The organism is Halomonas urumqiensis (genome assembly GCF_003028575.1).
Taxonomy (GTDB): Bacteria; Pseudomonadota; Gammaproteobacteria; order Pseudomonadales; family Halomonadaceae; genus Halomonas; species Halomonas urumqiensis.
The window spans coordinates 231,103-249,370 of record NZ_PYUD01000002.1; the positions used below are offsets into that span (position 1 = coordinate 231,103).

Genomic DNA, 18,268 nt, shown 5'->3' on the forward strand with positions numbered 1-18,268 from the left:
CCATGGTCAAGGATATCTTCAGCGAGGATGATCAGAACATCATCCGAACACCCGCAACGACGCCGCTATCCTCGGTGGGGTCGCCGTGGTGACGGGCCAGGTCGGCGGTATCGCCGTACCGTTTCTCCCAGTAGACACCGACGTAGGGCGCGATGCGACGTGTCACCTCATAACCCAGGCGCATGCCCACGCGCACGGAGTTGAGACCCTCGCCGACCCCGAATGCCTCGACCTCGCTAGCCGCCAGGGCGATCTCGGTACGCGGCTGCAGGTAGAGTCGCTGGGTGAGGCGCAGGTCGTACTCGCCCTCGATACTCGCCGACACGTCTCCCTCGTCGCTGACCTGGAACGCCAGATTGGTCTCGATGCCATAGGGCATGACGCCCTGCAGGCCCACTACGCCGTAGGTTCGCTCGGCATGGTCATCCGAGAACACCCCACCCTGATAGCCGATGCCACCCTGCAATTCCCAGAAATCAGAGACGAGCCGGCTGTAGAGCAGCTCCAGTGATTCGAACTCGGCATCCTCGCCGTCACCCTGCACGTTCTCCCCTTCCGACTTGAGGTAGATCCGGTTGACGTCGCCGCCATACCAGGCCTGGAAGTCCCACACCAGAGCCTCCTCCCCCTTGTCGGGCACGGCGTACTCGAGTCGGTCGAACAACCCCATGGCCATGTTGTGCTCGGCCATCGGGGCAGGCCAGTCGGCCGGGGCATCGTAGCCATCTTCCGCGTATGCGGGGGATGTCATCAGTATGGCCAGCATGGCTCCAGCGGCTGACATGGCGATGTTGGTCTTCATGCGTTCTCCTTACGAAACCTTGACGACCCGGAACATGCCGGCATCCATGTGGTACAGCAGGTGACAGTGAAACGCCCAACTGCCCTCGGCATCGGCGGTAATCAACGCCGAGACGCGCTCACCGGGTTTGACATTCAGGGTGTGCTTGCGGGGGATCAGTTCGCCCTGGCCGTTTTCCAGCTCCATCCACATACCATGCAGGTGAATGGGATGCTCCATCATGGTGTCGTTGACCAGGATCAGGCGCAGTCGCTCGTCCTTCTCGAAGTGAATGGGCCCTGTCACCTCGCTGAATTTCTTGCCGTCGAAGGACCACATGTAGCGTTCCATGTTGCCGGTGAGGTGCAGCTCCATCTCGCGGCCTGGCTCACGGCGATCAGGCCATGGTGTAAAGGCCTTGAGATCGCGGTAGACAAGCACCCGACGCTCTTCGGGATCGATGCCGATGCCTGCCTGGCCATAGCGGGAGCCAGGCTGGGCCTCCCCCGACGCCAGCATGCCGTTCTCACGGGTCTTGGATGTTTCTTTCGTCATGCCGCCGCCGCCATGATCCATGCCCTGCATGCCGGAGTGGTCCATGCCTTCCATGCCGGAGTGGTCCATGCCCTCCATGCCGGAGTGGTCCATGCCCTCCATGCCGGAGTGGTCCATGCCCTCCATGCCGGAGTGATCCATGCCCGCCATGCCATGGGCACCCATGGCCTCCATGCCTCGGTCGGCGATCCGGCGACGCTCCGGGATGTCGGACTCCATGCCCTCGCGGGGGGCCAGGGTGGCACGTGCATAACCACTGCGATCCATGGACTCGGCGAAGATCGTGTAGGCCGTATCGTCTTCTGGAGTGACCAGCACGTCGTAGGTCTCGGCCACCGCGATGCGAAACTCGTCAACTGGGACCGGCTGCACCGGCTGGCCGTCGGCGGCCACCACCGTCATCTTCAACCCGGGAATACGCACGTCGAAGTAGGACATGGCCGAGCCGTTGATCACTCGCAGGCGAATCCGCTCACCTGCCTTGAACAGTGCCGTCCAGTTCTCCCCGGGCGAGTGGCCATTGAGCAGATAGGTGTAGGTGCTGCCGGTGACGTCGGCGATATCGCGGGAGCTCATGCGCATCTTCGCCCACATGCCACGCATATCGGCGGTGGCGGCAAAGCCCTTCTCACGCACGTCGGCGAAGAAGTCGGCGATGGTACGCTCCTGGAAGTTGTAATAGCCCTCGGCGGTCTTCAGGTTACGGAACACCGACATTGGGTCCTCGAAGGTCCAGTCGGTGAGCAGCAGTACATGCTCGCGGTCGTAGCGGAACGGTTCTCGCTCAGCGGCATCGATGATCAGCGGGCCGGCATGGCCGAGCTGCTCCTGCATGCCGGAATGGCTGTGATACCAGTAGGTACCGTTCTGGCGAATGGGGATGCGGTAGGTAAACGTCTCCCCGGGTTCGATACCGGCGAAGCTCACTCCGGGCACGCCATCCATCCCGGGCGGCAGTATCAACCCATGCCAGTGAATGGAGGTAGGTTCGTCGAGAAGATTGGTGACCCGCAGCACGGCATCCTGGCCTTCCTTGAGCCGAATCAGCGGGCCGGGGCTGGTTCCATTGATGCTGATCGGCCGGGCCTGTTTGCCATCGATGTCGAGCGACTCGCGGCGGATGGCCAAGGCCACCTCGGGACCCTCCTCGATGCCCTTGGCATAGGTGTTGGCCTGGCCCCAGGGATTGGCCCAGGCGGGGCGCAAACCAAGCGCGGCCGCCGACCCAATGCCAAGTGCCGCACCGCCTTTCAATAATTGACGGCGTGACAGCGGGTGGGTGATGACTCTGGAACTTGCCATGCGTGACTCCCGTCGAGGTCTGATCTCCCCATCATGACGGGTCAAGCTGAATCACCGCTGAACGATCAGGGTCACGAGACACTCTCGGCGAGCGGCAGGGTGATCTCCACGCACAAGCCGCCCAAGGAGCTCGGCGCGTAGCTGACACGTCCCGAGTAACGTGCCAGCAGTTGAGCCAGGATCGACAGGCCAAGGCCGTAGCCAGGCCGGCTTTCGTCAAGGCGCCGACCACGCTGGCCGAGTGCGTGCAGTTCCTCTTCGGCTACCCCCGGCCCATCGTCCTCGACGACAATCGTCAGCCATCCATCCAGGCACAGCCGGCAGCGAACCTCGCGCGCGGCCCATTTTCCGGCGTTGTCCAGCACGATGCCAAGTATCTCGGACAGGTCTTGCGACTCGACCGGGATACGCTGACCCTGCCGACCCGGCAGGCTCAGGTGGAAGCGCTTATCGGGGTAGAGCACGCGGAACATTTCGACTAGCCGAGCGCCATCGCGATGCAGTTCGGACATCCGCCCTGCCTGGGGGCCGGCGATTCGTGAGCGTCGCAACTCGGCATCCAACTGGGCATGGACCGCTTCAAGGCGCTCCACCAGCCGCCGTCGGCGCGCATCATCGATGGGACGCACCCCACGCAACACCTGGGTCACGGCGGCCAGTGGGGTCTTCAAGGCATGGGAGAGATTGGCCACCGAGTCGCGGGAGCGCTGCAGGCGGCTATCAATCTCATCCATGAAGCGATTGAGCTGCATGACCAGGCTGTCCAGCTCGGAGGGTACGTCCAGGGTCAAGCGCTCGCGTCTCCCGTCACGCAGCTCGTCCAGTTGGTCGCGTAGCCGAGACAGGGGAACCAGGCCACGGTTGACGGCAAGCAGGTTGAGGGTCCCCAGCAGTACCAGCAAGGCCGCGGCGATACTCCCGACCCACCAGTGCAGCCGATGAAGCCCGGCGTCCACCTGCGAAAAATCCTCACCAATCAGCAGCACCCCGTCCTCGCCATCGAGCACGAAGGGCTGGCGGTAGACCAGCAGGTGCTGACCACCCTCACGCACCTCGACAAGTATTTCGCTGGACGCACCAAGTAGCGGCTGCAATGCCTCTTGCCAACGCGAGTCGGAGGCGGTGATGTCATCGCCAAGGCGCAACACGTAGAGGTGGTGGAAAACCTGAAAACCACGGCTCGCCGAATCCAGCACAGCGGAGGTTGATAGGTAGTCGCGCCGCAACTGCTCGACGGCATGGGCGGCTTCACGCTCGAGGCGCGCGCCGAGAAAGTCACGTGCCAGATCCTTGAGCAAGATGCCATGCAGCAACCAGGCAATACCGGTAACCACCAGCGCGATTCCCGACAGCCACGCGAGCAGTCGAATGCGCAGGCTACGCCGGTCAACGCGCAATGAAGACATAACCCTGGCCGCGGCGGGTCTGGATGACCGATTTGCCCACATGGCGGCGCAACCGGGCGATATACACCTCGATCAGATTGGGAGCCGCGGCATCCTGGTCCAGCGCGTAAAGCTGATTGAGCAGGTGGCCCTTGGAGAGGATGCGCCCCGGGTGGTGCATGAAGTAGCGCAGCAGCAGAAATTCAGTGCCGGTGAGGGAGTGCCAGGTGCCACCATCGACACGCACACACTGATTCGCTTCATCCAGCGAGACACCGCCAAGTGTCAACTCACGGGACAGGCGTCCGGACTTTCGACGCAACAACGCCATCACCCTGGCAATGAGCTCTGCTTCATGGAAGGGCTTCGTCAGATAGTCATCCGCTCCCCCCTCGAGGCCGATCACCTTGTCTTCCCAGGTGTCGCGCGCGGTGAGTATCAACACTGGCAGGTCATGGCCTTCCTTACGCCACTGCCGAAGCAGAGCCAGACCGGAGCCGTCAGGCAAGCCGAGGTCGAGAATCGCAAGCTCATAGTGCTCAGTCGCCATAAGCGATCTGGCCACTTTCAAAGAAGTGGCCAGATCGGCGCGATAACCGCTGTCCTTCAGACACTCAACCAGGCTCTCGGCGAGCAGGTCGTCATCTTCGAGAAGCAACAGTTTCATGAAGGCGAATCACCCCTGGAAATCGATATTCCCTGACATCCCTGATTCGTAGTGCCCGGGAATATTGCAAGCGTATTCGAGGGTATCCACATTGCCCGGGGCGGTCCACACGAGTTCGGCGGTTTCCCCAGGGGCAATCGTCACAGCAGGCATCACGCCGCCATGTTCTCCCTCCGCCATGTCGTGGCCACCGTGCCCCGCATGGCCATCACCGTGGCTACCGCTCATCTCCTGCATCATCTTGCGATGGGCGGCCTGCGCCTCGGCATCGCCGATGACGAACTCGTGCTCCAGATTACCGGTGTTGACGATTTCGAAGCGGATGGTTTCACCGGGCGCGATGTCCAGCCCCTCCGGTTCGAACCACATGTCACCCGCCTCGAAGCGAATGGTGCGATCCACATCCGCTGCATCGGCGGATGAATGTGACCCGGCATGTTCACCGGAGGCGAAGGCGGTCGAGGTGGCAAGCCCCAGGGTCAGGGCCAGTAGCATCAAGCGCATCAGGGAACCTCTGGTATCGAATCTAGGAAGACTCGGTTGTACCGCAACAACCTGAAACTAGGCTGAACACAGTCAGCGGTTCGCTGCATCAAAGCAACTTGACCTCGGGGTTGGCTGATGCCGCTCTCCGTCCTGCTGGGCCTGGGCATTGCCACCCTCATCAACTACAGATCACGACTGGTCGCCACGATGAAAACCACTCATGAACCTGCCCCAACCGCACCGCTCGAGTCGGCGGGGCTGATTGCGGAAGTCACGCGAGACGAAAAAGGGCTTACGGAAACTCCGTAAGCCCTTGATTTTGGCGCGCCCGGCAGGATTCGAACCTGCGACCCTCGGCTTCGGAGGCCGATACTCTATCCAACTGAGCTACGGGCGCTTTGTGGTTGCGCATCCTACCCGTGCAGGCGTGTGCTGTCCAGCGGTTGGGCGGCTACCGCCAGGGCGTTACCATTGGCCCATTTACTACACTAGGACGTGCTTCTATAGTGCAAACGCACCGTTAGCGCTCTAACTTCTGGAAGGGATCGACATAATGACAAAACTGGCACTGAACACGCTGGCACTCGCTGTCTCGCTGGGCATGGCGGCTACGGCGAATGCTTCGGATTTCGATGACATGGAGCCGGTCACGCTGCGCCTGGCGCACGTCGTCAACGAGCAGGATGGCTTTCATATTGCGGCGACGAAGTTCGAGGAACTGGTCGAAGCCCGCACCGACGGCAAGGTGGATATCGAGATCTACCCCAACGCCACGCTTGGCGATGAGCGCACGCTGCTGGAAGGCATGCAGATCGGCACCGTGGACATGGGCGTGATCACCAACGGCCCAGTGGCCAATTTTGTCGAGGAAATGGCGGTGTTCGAGCTGCCGTTCCTGTTCCCCTCCCCCGAAGCGGCCTACGAGGTGCTGGACGGCCCGATCGGCCAGGAGCTGCTCGACAAGCTCGCCGACGTCAACCTGAAGGGTCTGGCGTATGCCGAGCGGGGCTTCCGTAACCTGACCAACAGCGAACGCCCCGTCAACGCGCCTTCCGACCTGGATGGCCTGCGCATCCGCGTGATGGAGAACCCTGTTTACACCGACACCTTCCGCGAGCTGGGTGCCAACGCCATTCCCATGGCCTGGACCGAGGCGCTGACAGCCATGCAACAGGGCACCATCGATGGCCAGGAAAACCCGGTCAACGTCATCCACTCGTTCAATCTGGATGAAACCCAGAGCCACATGACCCTGTCGCGCCACACCTATGCCCCGGCGATTTTCGTGATGGGCATGCCGGTGTGGAGCCAGTTGCCTGAAGCCGCGCAGGCCGTACTGGAACAAGCCGCCCAGGAAGCCGCCGAGCACGAGCGGCAGATGAACAGCGAGATGGAAGCCGACCAACTGGCGGCATTGCGCGAAGCGGGCATGCAGATCAACGACACGCCGGATATCAGCGCTTTCCAGGAGGCCGTCGCGCCGGTATACGAGAAGTATGGCGAGCAGTTCGGCGATTACCTGCCCCGCATCCAGGAAGCGCTGAACCAGTGATCGCGATGGCGCAGCCGCTGTTGACGCTGTTGCAACGCATTGAACGCGGGCTGGATGCCATCATCCAGCCCGTTGTCTTTGCCTGCATGGCCGCGTTGATCGGCGTGATTACCCTGCAGATCATCTCGCGGGTACTGTTCACCGCCGTCGGCTGGACCGAAGAGGTGGCCCGCTTTCTGCTGGTATGGATAACGTTTCTTGCCGGCACCCTGGCGTTCCAGCGTGGTCGGCATATCGCCGTCATGTTCGCCGTGGATGCCCTGCCGCTTCCCGTGCGCCGCGCGGCCCGGCTGGCCGCCCTGGCGGTCACCCTGGCCTTGCTGTTGGCACTGATCGTGATTGGCTATCGCTACATGCAGGTGCAGAGCTTCCAGAAATCCGCGTCGCTGCGCGTGTCGATGACCTATGTCTACGCGGTGATGCCGCTGTGTGCGGGCATCATGGCGTGGTACACCCTGGTGGATATCATCGAGACGTTGATCCATGGCGAGCCTGGTGTGGTAGACGAGGATAGCCCATGACGCTGGTGCTGTTCGGTCTGTTCTTCCTGTTCATGCTGCTCGGCGTTCCGATCGCCTTCGCCATCGGCGCCAGTACGCTCTACGCATTGCATCAGTCGGGTGTGCCCTTGATGGTCGTCACCCAGCAAATGTTTCAGGGCATCAACTCCTTTGCGCTGGTGGCGGTGCCGATGTTCATCCTCGCCGGCGATCTCATGGCACAGGGCAGGGTCAGCGAAAAGCTGGTCAATTTCGCCGATGCGCTGGTCGGGTTCATGCGCGGCGGGCTTTCCGTGGTGTCGGTGATGGCGGGCATGTTCTTCGCCGCGATTTCGGGCTCGGGAGCGGCGACCACCGCCGCGGTGGGGTCAAGCCTGGTGCCGGAACTCAAGCGCAAGGGCTACGAGCCGGCCTCGGCGGCCAGCCTGATTGCCGCCAGCGGCACGATCGGTGTGGTCATTCCCCCCTCGGTGCCGATGATCATCTATGCGGTGATCGCGCAGCAATCGGTATCCAAACTGTTCCTGAACGGGTTCATCCCGGGGGTTGCCATGGGCCTTGGGTTGATGGCGATTGCCATCGTCCAGGCGTATCGCCGCCAGTATCCCCATGGCACCGCGCTGTCGCTTGCCACCATCTGGCGCACCTTGAAGGATGCCAGCTGGGGATTGATGACGCCGGTGATCATCCTGGGCGGCATCTTCTCGGGTATCTTCACCCCCTCCGAGGCGGCGGTGGTCGCGGTCAACTACGCACTGCTGGTCTCGCTGTTCGTCTATCGCGACCTGACCCCGAAGGCGGTCTACCACGTGTTGATCCGCTCGGCGATCACCACCTCGGTGATAATGCTGGTGATTGCCATGTCGGCGGTGCTGAGCTGGACGCTCTCCAGCTGGCAGGTGCCGGGGGCGATTGCCCAATCGGTGCTGTCGCTCTCGACGAACCCCTTCGTCATCATGCTGCTGGTCGTCGGGGTGATCCTGTTGACTGGCGTGTTCATCGAAACCGCCAGCGCCCTGATCATCCTGACCCCGGTGCTGCTGCCGCTGGTGCTGCAGTTGGGCATCGACCCGATACACTTCGGCTTGATCATCGTGATGGGGCTGGCAATCGGCATGATCACTCCGCCGGTGGCCATCAACCTCTATGTGGCGTCGTCGGTCACCCAACTGCCGCTGGAGCGAATCACCCGCGCTATCATCCCCTATCTGCTGGGATTGATCGGCGTGCTGCTGCTGGTGGTCTATGTGCCCATGTTGCTGGGCTGGTCGGGGGGCTAGGGTTGGCCGCGCCTATAGGACAAGTGCCATTGCGGCCGTGGCCATTGGCGCAAAAGGGGCATTTTCCAGCGCTAGCCGATGCCGGTATACTCATGGGCATTGCGCGCGTCAATGGCAGCTTTCGGCGATGGTGAGGCCATTTTCGACGTCGCCACAATAATTTCTTACAGGACCGTCAAGAGGTGGTGAGAGTGAAATCCAGCAAGCTGATAATGGGGTGCCTGGCCACCCTGGGCCTGACCGCAGGCATGTCCTCCGCCCAGGCCGAGGTTGACCGCGACGCGATCGCGGAGCGTCTCGCACCGGCTGGGCAGCTGTGCCTGCAGGGTGACGATTGTGCCACCACCGTCGCTGCGGCAAGCGGTGGTGGCGAGGACTCCTCCGGCGCGCTTGACGGTGAATCGATCTACGGAAATGTCTGTGCCGCCTGCCACGAATCTGGTGCCGCCGGCGCACCGGTACGCGGTGATGAGAGCGGCTGGGCCGAGCGTGTCGACAAGGGCTGGGATGAGCTGCTTGCCAATGCCATCAATGGCATCGGGGCCATGCCGGCCAAGGGCGGCAACTCAAGCCTCTCCGATGAAGAAGTGGCGGCAGCCACAGCACATCTGCTCGAGCCGGTGATGGATGTGCCGGAAGTGGGTGGCGACGAAGCAACCGAGGAAGAGGTGTCGGACGAAGCTGCCGCATCCGAAGGTGATTCCGCTTCAGACGACGAGGCCGCTTCAGACGACGAAGCCGCGTCAGACGATGGCGAGAGCGCGACCGCCGACGGCGGAAGCGATTCCGGCCTGGATGGCGAAGCGCTCTACGGCAGCAGCGGCTGCGCGGCCTGCCATGACAGCGGCGCCGCAGGCGCACCGGTGGTGGGCGATGCCGACGGCTGGGCGGATCGCCTCGACAAGGGCACCGAAGAGCTCTATGCCAATGCCATCAACGGCATCGGCGCCATGCCACCCAAGGGCGGTAGCAGCGCCTCCGATGAGGAAGTGCAGGCCATCGTCGACTACATGATCTCCGAAGTGGAGTAAGTAGCGAAGCGTGAGCCTGACACGAAGCGGGGCGCCATTCGGCGCCCCGCTCGCGTTTGCACACTGTCCAAACTCACCGCCCGAATTACCCCAGCAACGACCTCAACCCAGCGATCGCCTCCTTGCCCCGCGCCTGCTTCTTGCCCGGGTCTTCCTTGTCGGCGTTCATCCCGTCTGCCCAAGGGACGCATGATCGCCTGTGCAGCTTTGGAGGGGGCACTTCATCTGCTCGCTGGCCAGTGACAAATTACGCCGCTGACAGTCTACCCCCATGGATATCCACTAAACAGAAACATAACGCCATAACAGGTAATAGCGAAGGTGAGTGCAATTCCCCTGGCTGCAGGCCCATCATCCAAGTCCGCACCGCCAGGACCAATTATCATAGGCTTATCGTATAAAAACGCCACAATTAACTGCCAGAACAATCCATGCCCAATAAGAGCACCAAAGAATAGCTCCCACTCCCCCCAAAACCTAACGACTGCATTTACCAACGCCAATATGGCCAATAAGAAAGATAGATACAACCGATAGCGACTACGCCACCGAATCCACGCTGATTGAGCTTTTAGTTTACTCATCGCCCAGCCCCAGCATACTTTTCCCGTTATTCATTAATTCATCCCAAGCTTCCGCCTATCAGCGCGGTGTGGGCCGGCCTAGCGTTCTGCTTGCCTGCCCGGCCGCTGATGGCCGACTCGGTGGTGAAAGTATTGGCGCTTGGAGCCTGTTCGAGCCTGATATCGTGTTCCCGCTGTGCAGCCACGCTACCCAGGCAAGGCAACCCTCTGCCTTCCCTGGGATTAATGCGGCAACGACCGTGTTGCTGAATATGTTGATGGTCTTATGCCTTGACGTGGTTCGGCAGTAGATTCTGCGTGCAAGACCTATTCGTCATCGTAATACTCTGGATATTTCCTATAGCGCCACATGTTGATAACCCCAAGAACAGTGCCTACGATATACATGCCCACAAACCCCATGGCCAATACACGATGCCAGCGCTGTTGAGGTGGGCCATAGCCTCTCAACTCACCACCGAACAATGCATAAGCCCATTCTCCAATAGCCACGCTATTCCAAAAGAAAAGAACTCCGGCCACAATAACCAATGAAAACTTAGCCTGTCGCTTGGCAAATGATGACCACTTGAAATACTCCTTAGCGCTCTCCATTACCGCCCCTCCTTGTCATTGATATCTGGCAAGGAAATAAATGACGGTAAATTGCTGATGGCTGTTTCAGTTGCCTTCGAGACAGTCTCTTTATTAGGCACGGAGACTCCGAAAGCCGCAGGCATCTGCAGATAGGGTGAGGCTAACCAACCGGAGTCTCGCTTTATAAACTCACCTAGCCCTGTACCCACCCCAGCAGCCCCCGCACCAAGAAGAACTGACGAGGGTACCGACTTATCCTCATCATAAAGCCAATTGGTGGCGGATGTATGTGTACCCACTAAAGCACCACCCACGGCGGCGTTGCGCCAGGGGCTACGTCCAGCCAGCGGACCGTAAACCAGCGCCGTGCTGCCCGCCGTCAGCGTTTGGCCAGGCCGATACTCGCCGCCTTGCACCATCTGGCCTGCCGCATCGAAGCCCGCCCCGGTGGCAAACAACCCGGCCGCGCCGCGAGCGGTTAGCGTGGCAGCCGTATAGGGCACGGTAAACGGCAGGGCCGCCATACTAGCCATACCACGGGTTAACTTGTCCTGATCCTCTTCCATCTGCGCTAATGTCCTGGTGTCGACATCATTCAGGTTATAGGGGAGGCCTGCCGCTAGGGCCACGCCATAGGGGTAGCGTATTCCTTGCTCACGCGGTGGGTAGGCAGATGAGGGTGAAGGCTCCCATGCCCGATAAGGCGAGCTTTCCCCTCCCGTCTGCTCGATGATGTAGCCGATCAGCTCAGGCGGCGTGTTCTTCGGTATTTGCTGGATCAGATAGCGCGTTTTGCCGTCCTCTCCGGGCGTTGCAACCCACTCACTGCCATAGTCGAAGTAAGTGTCGTCGACACCGGCCACATCCTGCAGATCGACGATGAGGTTGGATCCCGGGCTTTCTGCCAACTCGTCGTTGTACATGGCTCTGAGGGCGTCGGAGATCTGCTCAGGCGTATACTCACTGCCTTCGGCCAACTGCTCCGCCAGTGCCTGCTCGAAGCTGTGTAGCTGGCGGTTATTGGCATCGAGATTGAAGGCCATGGCCCCGCCGGGGGTGTTGCCCACTGCTGCACCGACCAAGGTGGCCGTTAGCGACTCAAGGCCTTGCCGCACCCCGTCCGGTAGATCCATGTCATCCGTGAGACGTTCCACTTTGGACATAAGCACTGAACTGGTCAGCGCGCCGCTGGCACCGTCTACACCGCCACCGGCCAGGCCGAGCAGCGTGTGGCCCGAGGTGCGATAGGCGCCGCCTTCCGCCCAGCGTGATGCTTCTGCTTCCAGTTCGGCGCGAATGTCTGGGTCACTGGCGTTTTGCGCCTCAAGCCATAACTGGGCTTCCTGTTGGCTGGCGTAATCGCCCCAGGCTTGACTGGCCTTTGACCCAAACTCCTGGGTAATCGCTGTTTGGGCCTGCACGTCTTGCTTGACGCTTTCCGCATCGAAGATCGGTTCAATGCCGGTGTCTGCGTCGCCGGTGCTTAGTGTGCATCGTAGCTGGCGAGGTCGGTGCAAATCGCGTCGTTGGCAACCTAACCCCATGGGTATCCATTGAACAGGAATAACGTAAAATAACCAGTCAGCGCCAAAACAAACGCTATCAGTCTTGGCACACTCCCATCCTCCACTCTCACCCCACCGCCACCAAACGAAATATATTTATCGTAAAAATAAGATTGTGCCGCCTGCCCAAAAAAAAGCTGCCCAACCAATACACCAACAAAATACCCCCACTCTCCCCAAAAACGTAAAGCAGCATTAAAAAAAGAAAGGAAGACCATAAGACAAAGTATATAGACGCGATATTTTTTTATCACCTCTAACCATGTGCCCTTTGAACTCATAAGCCCTCCCCCAGTTTAAAGGAAATTATATCAATCGATAATGTTAGTTGCATTGTCCGACACCTCACCCCATACTCCCGCCAAATCCAACGCCGCAGTAATTCTTGCAGCCAATGGGGCAGGTACACCTCGAGCTATTGCGTATCTTTCGAACCCTGCACTCGCCACCTCCTTCGTTGCTGATGTAACAAATTCGTCTTTTAAGTAGCCAGATAACAAACCTGCCACACTCCCCGAGATAGCAAGCCCTTGCCCTAAAGCACCAGCCGGCGTCATTACCACCCCAGCTGTCATTGCCTTGCCGACGTCATCCAGCGCCTTGGCATCCAGCGCCCTTGACCATGCCTGCGCGCCAGGATCGCTGTAATCAACGTTGGCACCCTGAGCGCTACACTCTGCGTCTCCACATGAAAAATGCGGTACGTGGTAAATTTTCCCATCCACCACATAACTGACCGTGTAGCGCCCCTCTTCATCAAGCGGCCGCCCTGTGAGCCGGTCTCGCGGCTGGCCCGGCGCGGCTCCTTCTGGCGGTAGCTGATAGAGAGCCGCCCGATACGGCGAGCCTTCCCCGCCGGTCTGTTCGATGATGTAGCTGATCAGCTCCGGTGACGTATTTTCCGGTAATTGCTGGACCAGATAGCGCGTCGTGCCGTCCTCGCCGGGCGTCGCGATCCAGTCGCCGCCATAATCGAAGTAGGTATCGGCAACGGCCTCTACGTCATGTAGATCGACGATAAGGTTGGATCCGGGGCTTTCTGCCAACTCGTCGTTGTACATGGCTCTGAGGGCGTCGGCGATCTGTTCAGGCGTGTACTCACTGCCTTCGGCCAACTGCTCCGCCAGTGCCTACTCGAAGCTGTGTAGCTGTCGGTTATGGGCATCGAGATTGAAGGCCATCGCGCCGCCGGAAGTGTTGCCCACTGCTGCTCCGGCCAGGGTAGCCGTTAGCGACTCAAGGCCTTGCCGCACCCCGTCCGGTAGATCCATGTCATCCGTTAGACGCGCCACTTGCACCATAAGCACTGAACTGGTCAGCGCTCCATTGGCGTGGCTACACTTGTAAACAACACCGCTTTCCCCTCCATCATGTGGTTGCACAGGCTATTTTTTCTTCCTGATCGCACTATAAATAGAAATAGCTCCAAACATTATTATTGCTACTCCTATCCATTCATGGTACTTCCCAAAGTCAACAACTCCATAGCTTATAGATTCTTGCACTGGCGATTGAAAAACTGTGCTTCCAAGCCAAACGCCAGATACCCCGAGAATTAAAAATAACACATCATTCGACTTCATAGCCTTCACGCTCTTCATCATCTGGACTGAACACTCCCTTCATCCCGAAACTAGCAGCTTGGGCTGCAGCACTCATTCCACTCGTTGGCGGCCCTGGCACAAATAAACCATCAATGAAATCAATAACCCCCTGCTGCACAGCTGGATTAGCCACTCCTACCGCTGCTCCCGGCGAAACCATCGCTACTCTACTTAAACCGATAAGACTGAGGTGATTGACAAGCGCGGGAGCCTGGCCGCCAGGTGCGAGTATCAAGGGTGCCCCAAACGTTGCTGAGCCCGCTGGCAAACTGACGCCATTACGGAGTCCTCCCTGGACTTTCAACGCGCTCGCGCGATTTCGATCCTGCGCAAACGCGGCCATCGTTGATGGAAATAAAGAGCTGATCACGTCAGGCCCAATGCCATTTTGTCTCAGGATTTTCTGCGCCTGCTCGGCACGCGCAATAGTGGCTGGATCAAGCGTCCACTGCACACCCTGCAAGGCCGCAACGTAGTCGTCCAACTACCGAGCGATTGAGGGTGCCCAAGGCAGCCCCCCCTGAGGCCTGCCGTGCCACCCGTCAGCGCGCCGATGGCGGTGTGGCGGCCAGGCGCTGGGTGCCGTTATCACCCCAGTCGCGTTGGAGCTGATCGGCTTGGGGTAGTGAAGGTATTTGTGCTTGGAGCCTGATGTGGGGCACCTGCTGTGCAGCCACGCTACCGCCAGGCAAGACAACCCTCTGCCTTCCCTGGGATCAATGCGGCAACGTCCATGTTGCTGCGTATGTTGATGGTCTTATGCCTTGACGTGGTTCGGCAGCAGATTCTGCGTGCAAGACCTATTCGTCATCGTAATACTCTGGATATTTCCTATAGCGCCACATGTTGATAACCCCAAGAACAGTGCCTACGATATACATGCCTACAAACCCCATGGCCAAAACACGATGCCAGCGCTGTTGAGGTGGGCCATAGCCTCTTAACTCACCACCGAACAACGCATAAGCCCACTCTCCGATAGCCACGCTGTTCCAAAAAATCAGAAAACACACCAAACAACTTGAAAACAGACCAGCCTGTCGCTTGGCAAATGATGACCATTTGTGAAAATCTTTATTACTCTCCATTACCGCCTCTCCTTGTCATTAGCATCCGGCAAAGAAATAAATGACGGTAAATTGCTGATGGTCGTTTCAGTTGCCTTCGAGACAACATCTTTATCAGGCAAAGAGATACCAAAGGCAGCAGACATCTTCAGATAGGGTGAAGTTAACCTACCAGCCTCTCTCTTTATAAGATCTCCTGCATAAGCACCGCCCCATCCCGCAGCCGCACCCAAGGCTGCACTTTGCGGCACAGACCTATCTTCATCATAAAGCCAATTGGTGGCGGAGGTATGTGTACCCACTAAAGCACCACCCACGGCAGCGTTGCGCCAGGGACTACGTCCAGCCAACGGACCGTAAACCAGCGCCGTACTGCCCGCCGCCAGTGTTTGGCCGATTCGGTACTCGCCGCCCTGCACCATCTGGCCTGCCGCATCGAAACCCGCCCCGGTGGCAAACAACCCGGCCGCGCCGCGAGCGGTTAGCGTGGCAGCCGTATAGGGCACGGTAAACGGCAGGGCAGCCATACTGGCCATGCCACGGGTTAACTTGTCCTGATCCTCTTCCATCTGCGCTAATGTCCTGGTGTCCGCATCATTCAGGTTACTACTGTTGTGGCTGCTGCGGTGGGAGGCGGTATCGGCACAGGCCAGCGGGTTGATGCCCTGGGGGGTGTAGGGATGTAGCCTTACCACAGACATCCAGCCCAGCCACCTGATCATGAAAACCAAATTTCTTGAACGCATATCTTGATGGCGGGCACCAACAGCACTAGTTCCATAAAATGGTAGCAAAACCACCAGAACATATTCGTGCCTAAAGAATACATCACACCGTTATTTCCCCACATACCCATTTCAACTTCTTTTCGATTAAATAACGTCCTTTTTGCACCCAACAGCATCCATGAGCAAAGAATAGACAACCCTAAAAGCATCTCTACATACCGGTGCCCCGGCAATTCATTCCATGCCATCCAAAACGTCATGACACAAGCCGCCACTTGCAGTACCAACGTTACTACTGTCACCCGGTAAATCACCTTGCAAAATATCTGAAACTGCTTTTCTGTCATTGCGCAGCCCACTCCTGCTGTAATTAACGCGTTCTACCATGGCGGTATCACTCGTTGTCTGTATCAGTTGTGGACTGCTTTTCGTCATATATCCACTGAATGACTTTCTCGATTCCAGTCCCATAGATGTTCTTCGTCCATTCAAGAAATTCTCTGGAATAAACGCCCGTTTTTTGGGCGCTCATCAACACTGATGCACCAACTCCATAATTTGCTATTGTTGCTCCAACTTGCACGCCAGCACCTGTTAAATCACCATCACTGATCTTCCCAGTCACATCCGACCCCGTAATTGCTAATGCCACCCCACGACAGGGTCCAGCTAATGGATGAAGGGCGCACGTATCAACGAAGGTGCGAGCGGTATTCCCGATAAATTCAGCCCGGGCGATGGTTTCCGGATTCTTCGACCAATCAACACTTTCCAGGGTGGCCACCAGATCATTCAATTGGCGCTCAATAAGGTCATCCGTGAGGTCGCCTCTAAGCTTTTCACGGGTTCTGGGGTCTTGCAACAGCTCAAATGCCGCCGTCATCTCATCCAATTGTGGGCTGCAATCACTACCTACCACGAGACAGTCATCCAGCGGGGCGTTTTCTTGCAGGCCATTCAGGAGCTGATGCTCCATCAGTCGGCGTCTTAGCGCCGGATCCAGTTCCGAGTCATCCGCGGTTAACCGTTCCAGCTCCTGATTGATGGAACGTGTGGTCAGATAATTATTCAGCACCTCATTTACCGCAGCGGCGCCACCTTGTGTGCCGCCGGTGGCTGCACCGGCGACGGTGCTGGCGAGTGCGGCGAGGCCATCGGCCAGGGTGTCGTCGAGTCCGGCTTCATTGAGGACATCGGCCACAGCGGGGGCGCTAAAGGCGCCCATGGCAGCCCCCGTGGCGCCTGCCGTGCCGCCCGTCAGTGCGCCGATGGCGGTGTGAGCGGCCAGGCGTTTGGTGCCGTTGTCGCCCCAGTTGCGCTGGAGTTGATCGGCTTGGGGTGGTGAAGGTATTTGTGCTTGGAGCCTGATGTCGTGTTCCCGCTGTGCAGCCACGCTACCGCCAGGCAAGGCAACCCCCTGCCTTCCCTGGGATTAATGCGGCAACGTCCGTGTTGCTGCATATGTTGATGATATTATTCCTTGAAGTGCCTCTACAGAAAATTCTTAGTGCAACACCTATTCGTCACGATAATCCTCTGGGCGCCTCCTGTAATACCACATATTGAATAGCCCAAGAACTGTGCCGTATATATACATACCCACAAATCCCATCGCCAATACACGATACCAACGCTGTTGTGGCGGGCCATAGCCTCTTAACTCGCCACCGAAAAAAGCATATGCTCACTCACCAATAGCCACGCCATTCCATAAAAAAAATACACCCGAAAAACAAACAGCAAAAAGCTTGCTATTTCGTTTGAAAAATGACGACCATTTAAAATATTCCCTTTTCATTACCGCCCCTCCTTGTTGTTAGCATCTGGCAGGGCGATAAACGATGGCAAATGGCTGACTGAGGTCTCCACCCCCTTCGAGATGGCATCTTCCGTTGGAAAAGAAATGCCAATGGAGGCAGGCGTCTGAAAATACGGCAAAGTTATCTTGTCTGGCAAGACGTATCGCTCTCCTTTTCTTATTAATTCGCCTGCCGCTGTACCCACCCCAGCAGTAACCGCACCCAAGGCAGCACCTTGTGTTACAGATTTATCCTCATCATAAAGCCAATTAGTGGCGAAGGTATGTGTACCCACTAAAGCACCACCCACGGCGGCGTTGCGCCAGGGGCTACGTCCAGCCAGCGGACCGTAAACCAGCGCCGTGCTGCCCGCCGCCAGTGTTTGGCCGATTCGGTACTCGCCGCCCTGCACCATCTGGCCTGCCGCATCGAAACCCGCCCCGGTGGCAAATAACCCGGCCGCGCCGCGAGCGGTTAGCGTGGCAGCCGTATAGGGCACGGTAAACGGCAGGGCCGCCATGCTGGCCATGCCACGGGTTAACTTGTCCTGATCCTCTTCCATCTGCGCTAATGTCCTGGTGTCCGCATCATTCAGGTTACTACTGTTGTGGCTGCTGCGGTGAGAGGCGGTATCGGCACAGGCCAGCGGGTTGATGCCCTGGGTGGTGTTGGGATGTAGCCTTACCACAGACATCCAGCCCAGCCACCTGATCATGAAAACCAAATTGCTTGAAAGCATATCTTGATGGCTGGCACCAAGAACACTAGCTCCATAAAATGGTAGCCACACCACCAAAAGATATTCG

At 58.6% G+C, this 18,268-nt stretch carries 19 protein-coding genes and 1 tRNA gene; 4 read left to right on the forward strand and 16 right to left on the reverse strand.

Annotated features, from left to right (window positions below):
* Positions 1–31 precede the first annotated feature (31 nt).
* The 6 genes from C6V82_RS08405 to C6V82_RS08430 all read right to left on the reverse strand — a co-directional run bounded on the left by C6V82_RS08405 (position 32) and on the right by C6V82_RS08430 (position 5,573).
* Positions 32–802, reverse strand: coding sequence for a copper resistance protein B (locus tag C6V82_RS08405; protein ID WP_102586683.1), 771 nt, complete (start codon positions 800–802; stop codon positions 32–34).
* A 9-nt stretch (positions 803–811) separates the two neighbouring features.
* Positions 812–2,638, reverse strand: a complete 1,827-nt coding sequence (locus tag C6V82_RS08410) for a copper resistance system multicopper oxidase (protein WP_102586682.1) — start codon at positions 2,636–2,638, stop codon at positions 812–814.
* Positions 2,639–2,709: 71 nt separating this feature from the next.
* Positions 2,710–4,044, reverse strand: coding sequence for a sensor histidine kinase (locus tag C6V82_RS08415; protein ID WP_102586681.1), 1,335 nt, complete (start codon positions 4,042–4,044; stop codon positions 2,710–2,712).
* Positions 4,025–4,690: a response regulator gene (locus tag C6V82_RS08420; protein ID WP_102586680.1), complete on the reverse strand. Its 666-nt coding sequence runs from the start codon at positions 4,688–4,690 to the stop codon at positions 4,025–4,027. Before C6V82_RS08420 ends, C6V82_RS08415 begins: the two co-directional genes overlap by 20 nt.
* A gap of 9 nt (positions 4,691–4,699) precedes the next feature.
* The gene (locus C6V82_RS08425) at positions 4,700–5,194 is read right to left on the reverse strand and encodes a cupredoxin domain-containing protein (protein WP_102586679.1); all 495 of its coding nucleotides are present in this window, start codon (positions 5,192–5,194) and stop codon (positions 4,700–4,702) included.
* Between the two features lie 302 nt (positions 5,195–5,496).
* Positions 5,497–5,573, reverse strand: a tRNA-Arg gene (locus tag C6V82_RS08430).
* 156 nt (positions 5,574–5,729) lie between these two features.
* Between C6V82_RS08430 and C6V82_RS08435 the strand changes: the two genes are divergently transcribed.
* From C6V82_RS08435 to C6V82_RS08450, 4 genes are all read left to right on the forward strand, one after another.
* Complete coding sequence (locus tag C6V82_RS08435; RefSeq protein ID WP_102586678.1) at positions 5,730–6,728, forward strand: TRAP transporter substrate-binding protein; 999 nt, start codon at positions 5,730–5,732, stop codon at positions 6,726–6,728.
* A 5-nt stretch (positions 6,729–6,733) separates the two neighbouring features.
* Positions 6,734–7,249, forward strand: a complete 516-nt coding sequence (locus tag C6V82_RS08440) for a TRAP transporter small permease (protein WP_102586938.1) — start codon at positions 6,734–6,736, stop codon at positions 7,247–7,249.
* A complete protein-coding gene (locus C6V82_RS08445; protein WP_102586677.1) occupies positions 7,246–8,508 on the forward strand; it encodes a TRAP transporter large permease in 1,263 nt (420 codons plus the stop codon). Before C6V82_RS08440 ends, C6V82_RS08445 begins: the two co-directional genes overlap by 4 nt.
* A 191-nt stretch (positions 8,509–8,699) precedes the next feature.
* Positions 8,700–9,539: a c-type cytochrome gene (locus tag C6V82_RS08450; protein ID WP_229843135.1), complete on the forward strand. Its 840-nt coding sequence runs from the start codon at positions 8,700–8,702 to the stop codon at positions 9,537–9,539.
* Positions 9,540–10,429: 890 nt separating this feature from the next.
* On the opposite strand, the gene C6V82_RS08455 is transcribed toward C6V82_RS08450, so the two are convergent.
* From C6V82_RS08455 to C6V82_RS08490, 10 genes are all read right to left on the reverse strand, one after another.
* Positions 10,430–10,717 carry a hypothetical protein gene (locus tag C6V82_RS08455; RefSeq protein ID WP_102586675.1) on the reverse strand — a complete coding sequence of 96 codons (288 nt, stop codon included), beginning with the start codon at positions 10,715–10,717 and terminating at the stop codon, positions 10,430–10,432.
* On the reverse strand, positions 10,717–12,216 hold the full coding sequence (locus C6V82_RS08460; RefSeq protein ID WP_146157038.1) for a hypothetical protein: 1,500 nt from the start codon (positions 12,214–12,216) through the stop codon (positions 10,717–10,719). Before C6V82_RS08460 ends, C6V82_RS08455 begins: the two co-directional genes overlap by 1 nt.
* Positions 12,217–12,233: 17 nt before the next feature.
* A complete protein-coding gene (locus C6V82_RS18010; RefSeq protein ID WP_146009679.1) occupies positions 12,234–12,545 on the reverse strand; it encodes a hypothetical protein in 312 nt (103 codons plus the stop codon).
* 30 nt (positions 12,546–12,575) lie between these two features.
* A complete protein-coding gene (locus tag C6V82_RS08465; RefSeq protein ID WP_107164730.1) occupies positions 12,576–13,379 on the reverse strand; it encodes a hypothetical protein in 804 nt (267 codons plus the stop codon).
* 454 nt (positions 13,380–13,833) lie between these two features.
* Complete coding sequence (locus tag C6V82_RS18015; protein WP_146009681.1) at positions 13,834–14,352, reverse strand: hypothetical protein; 519 nt, start codon at positions 14,350–14,352, stop codon at positions 13,834–13,836.
* A 316-nt stretch (positions 14,353–14,668) separates the two neighbouring features.
* Positions 14,669–14,956, reverse strand: coding sequence for a hypothetical protein (locus C6V82_RS08470; protein ID WP_102588644.1), 288 nt, complete (start codon positions 14,954–14,956; stop codon positions 14,669–14,671).
* A complete protein-coding gene (locus C6V82_RS08475) occupies positions 14,956–15,657 on the reverse strand; it encodes a hypothetical protein (RefSeq protein ID WP_107164731.1) in 702 nt (233 codons plus the stop codon). The genes C6V82_RS08470 and C6V82_RS08475 overlap by 1 nt, the downstream gene beginning before the upstream one ends.
* On the reverse strand, positions 15,654–16,010 hold the full coding sequence (locus tag C6V82_RS08480) for a hypothetical protein (protein ID WP_107164732.1): 357 nt from the start codon (positions 16,008–16,010) through the stop codon (positions 15,654–15,656). The genes C6V82_RS08475 and C6V82_RS08480 overlap by 4 nt, the downstream gene beginning before the upstream one ends.
* 47 nt (positions 16,011–16,057) lie before the next feature.
* On the reverse strand, positions 16,058–17,056 hold the full coding sequence (locus C6V82_RS08485; RefSeq protein WP_107164733.1) for a hypothetical protein: 999 nt from the start codon (positions 17,054–17,056) through the stop codon (positions 16,058–16,060).
* Positions 17,057–17,460: 404 nt separating this feature from the next.
* Positions 17,461–18,201, reverse strand: coding sequence for a hypothetical protein (locus tag C6V82_RS08490; RefSeq protein WP_107164734.1), 741 nt, complete (start codon positions 18,199–18,201; stop codon positions 17,461–17,463).
* Positions 18,202–18,268: the final 67 nt, after the last annotated feature.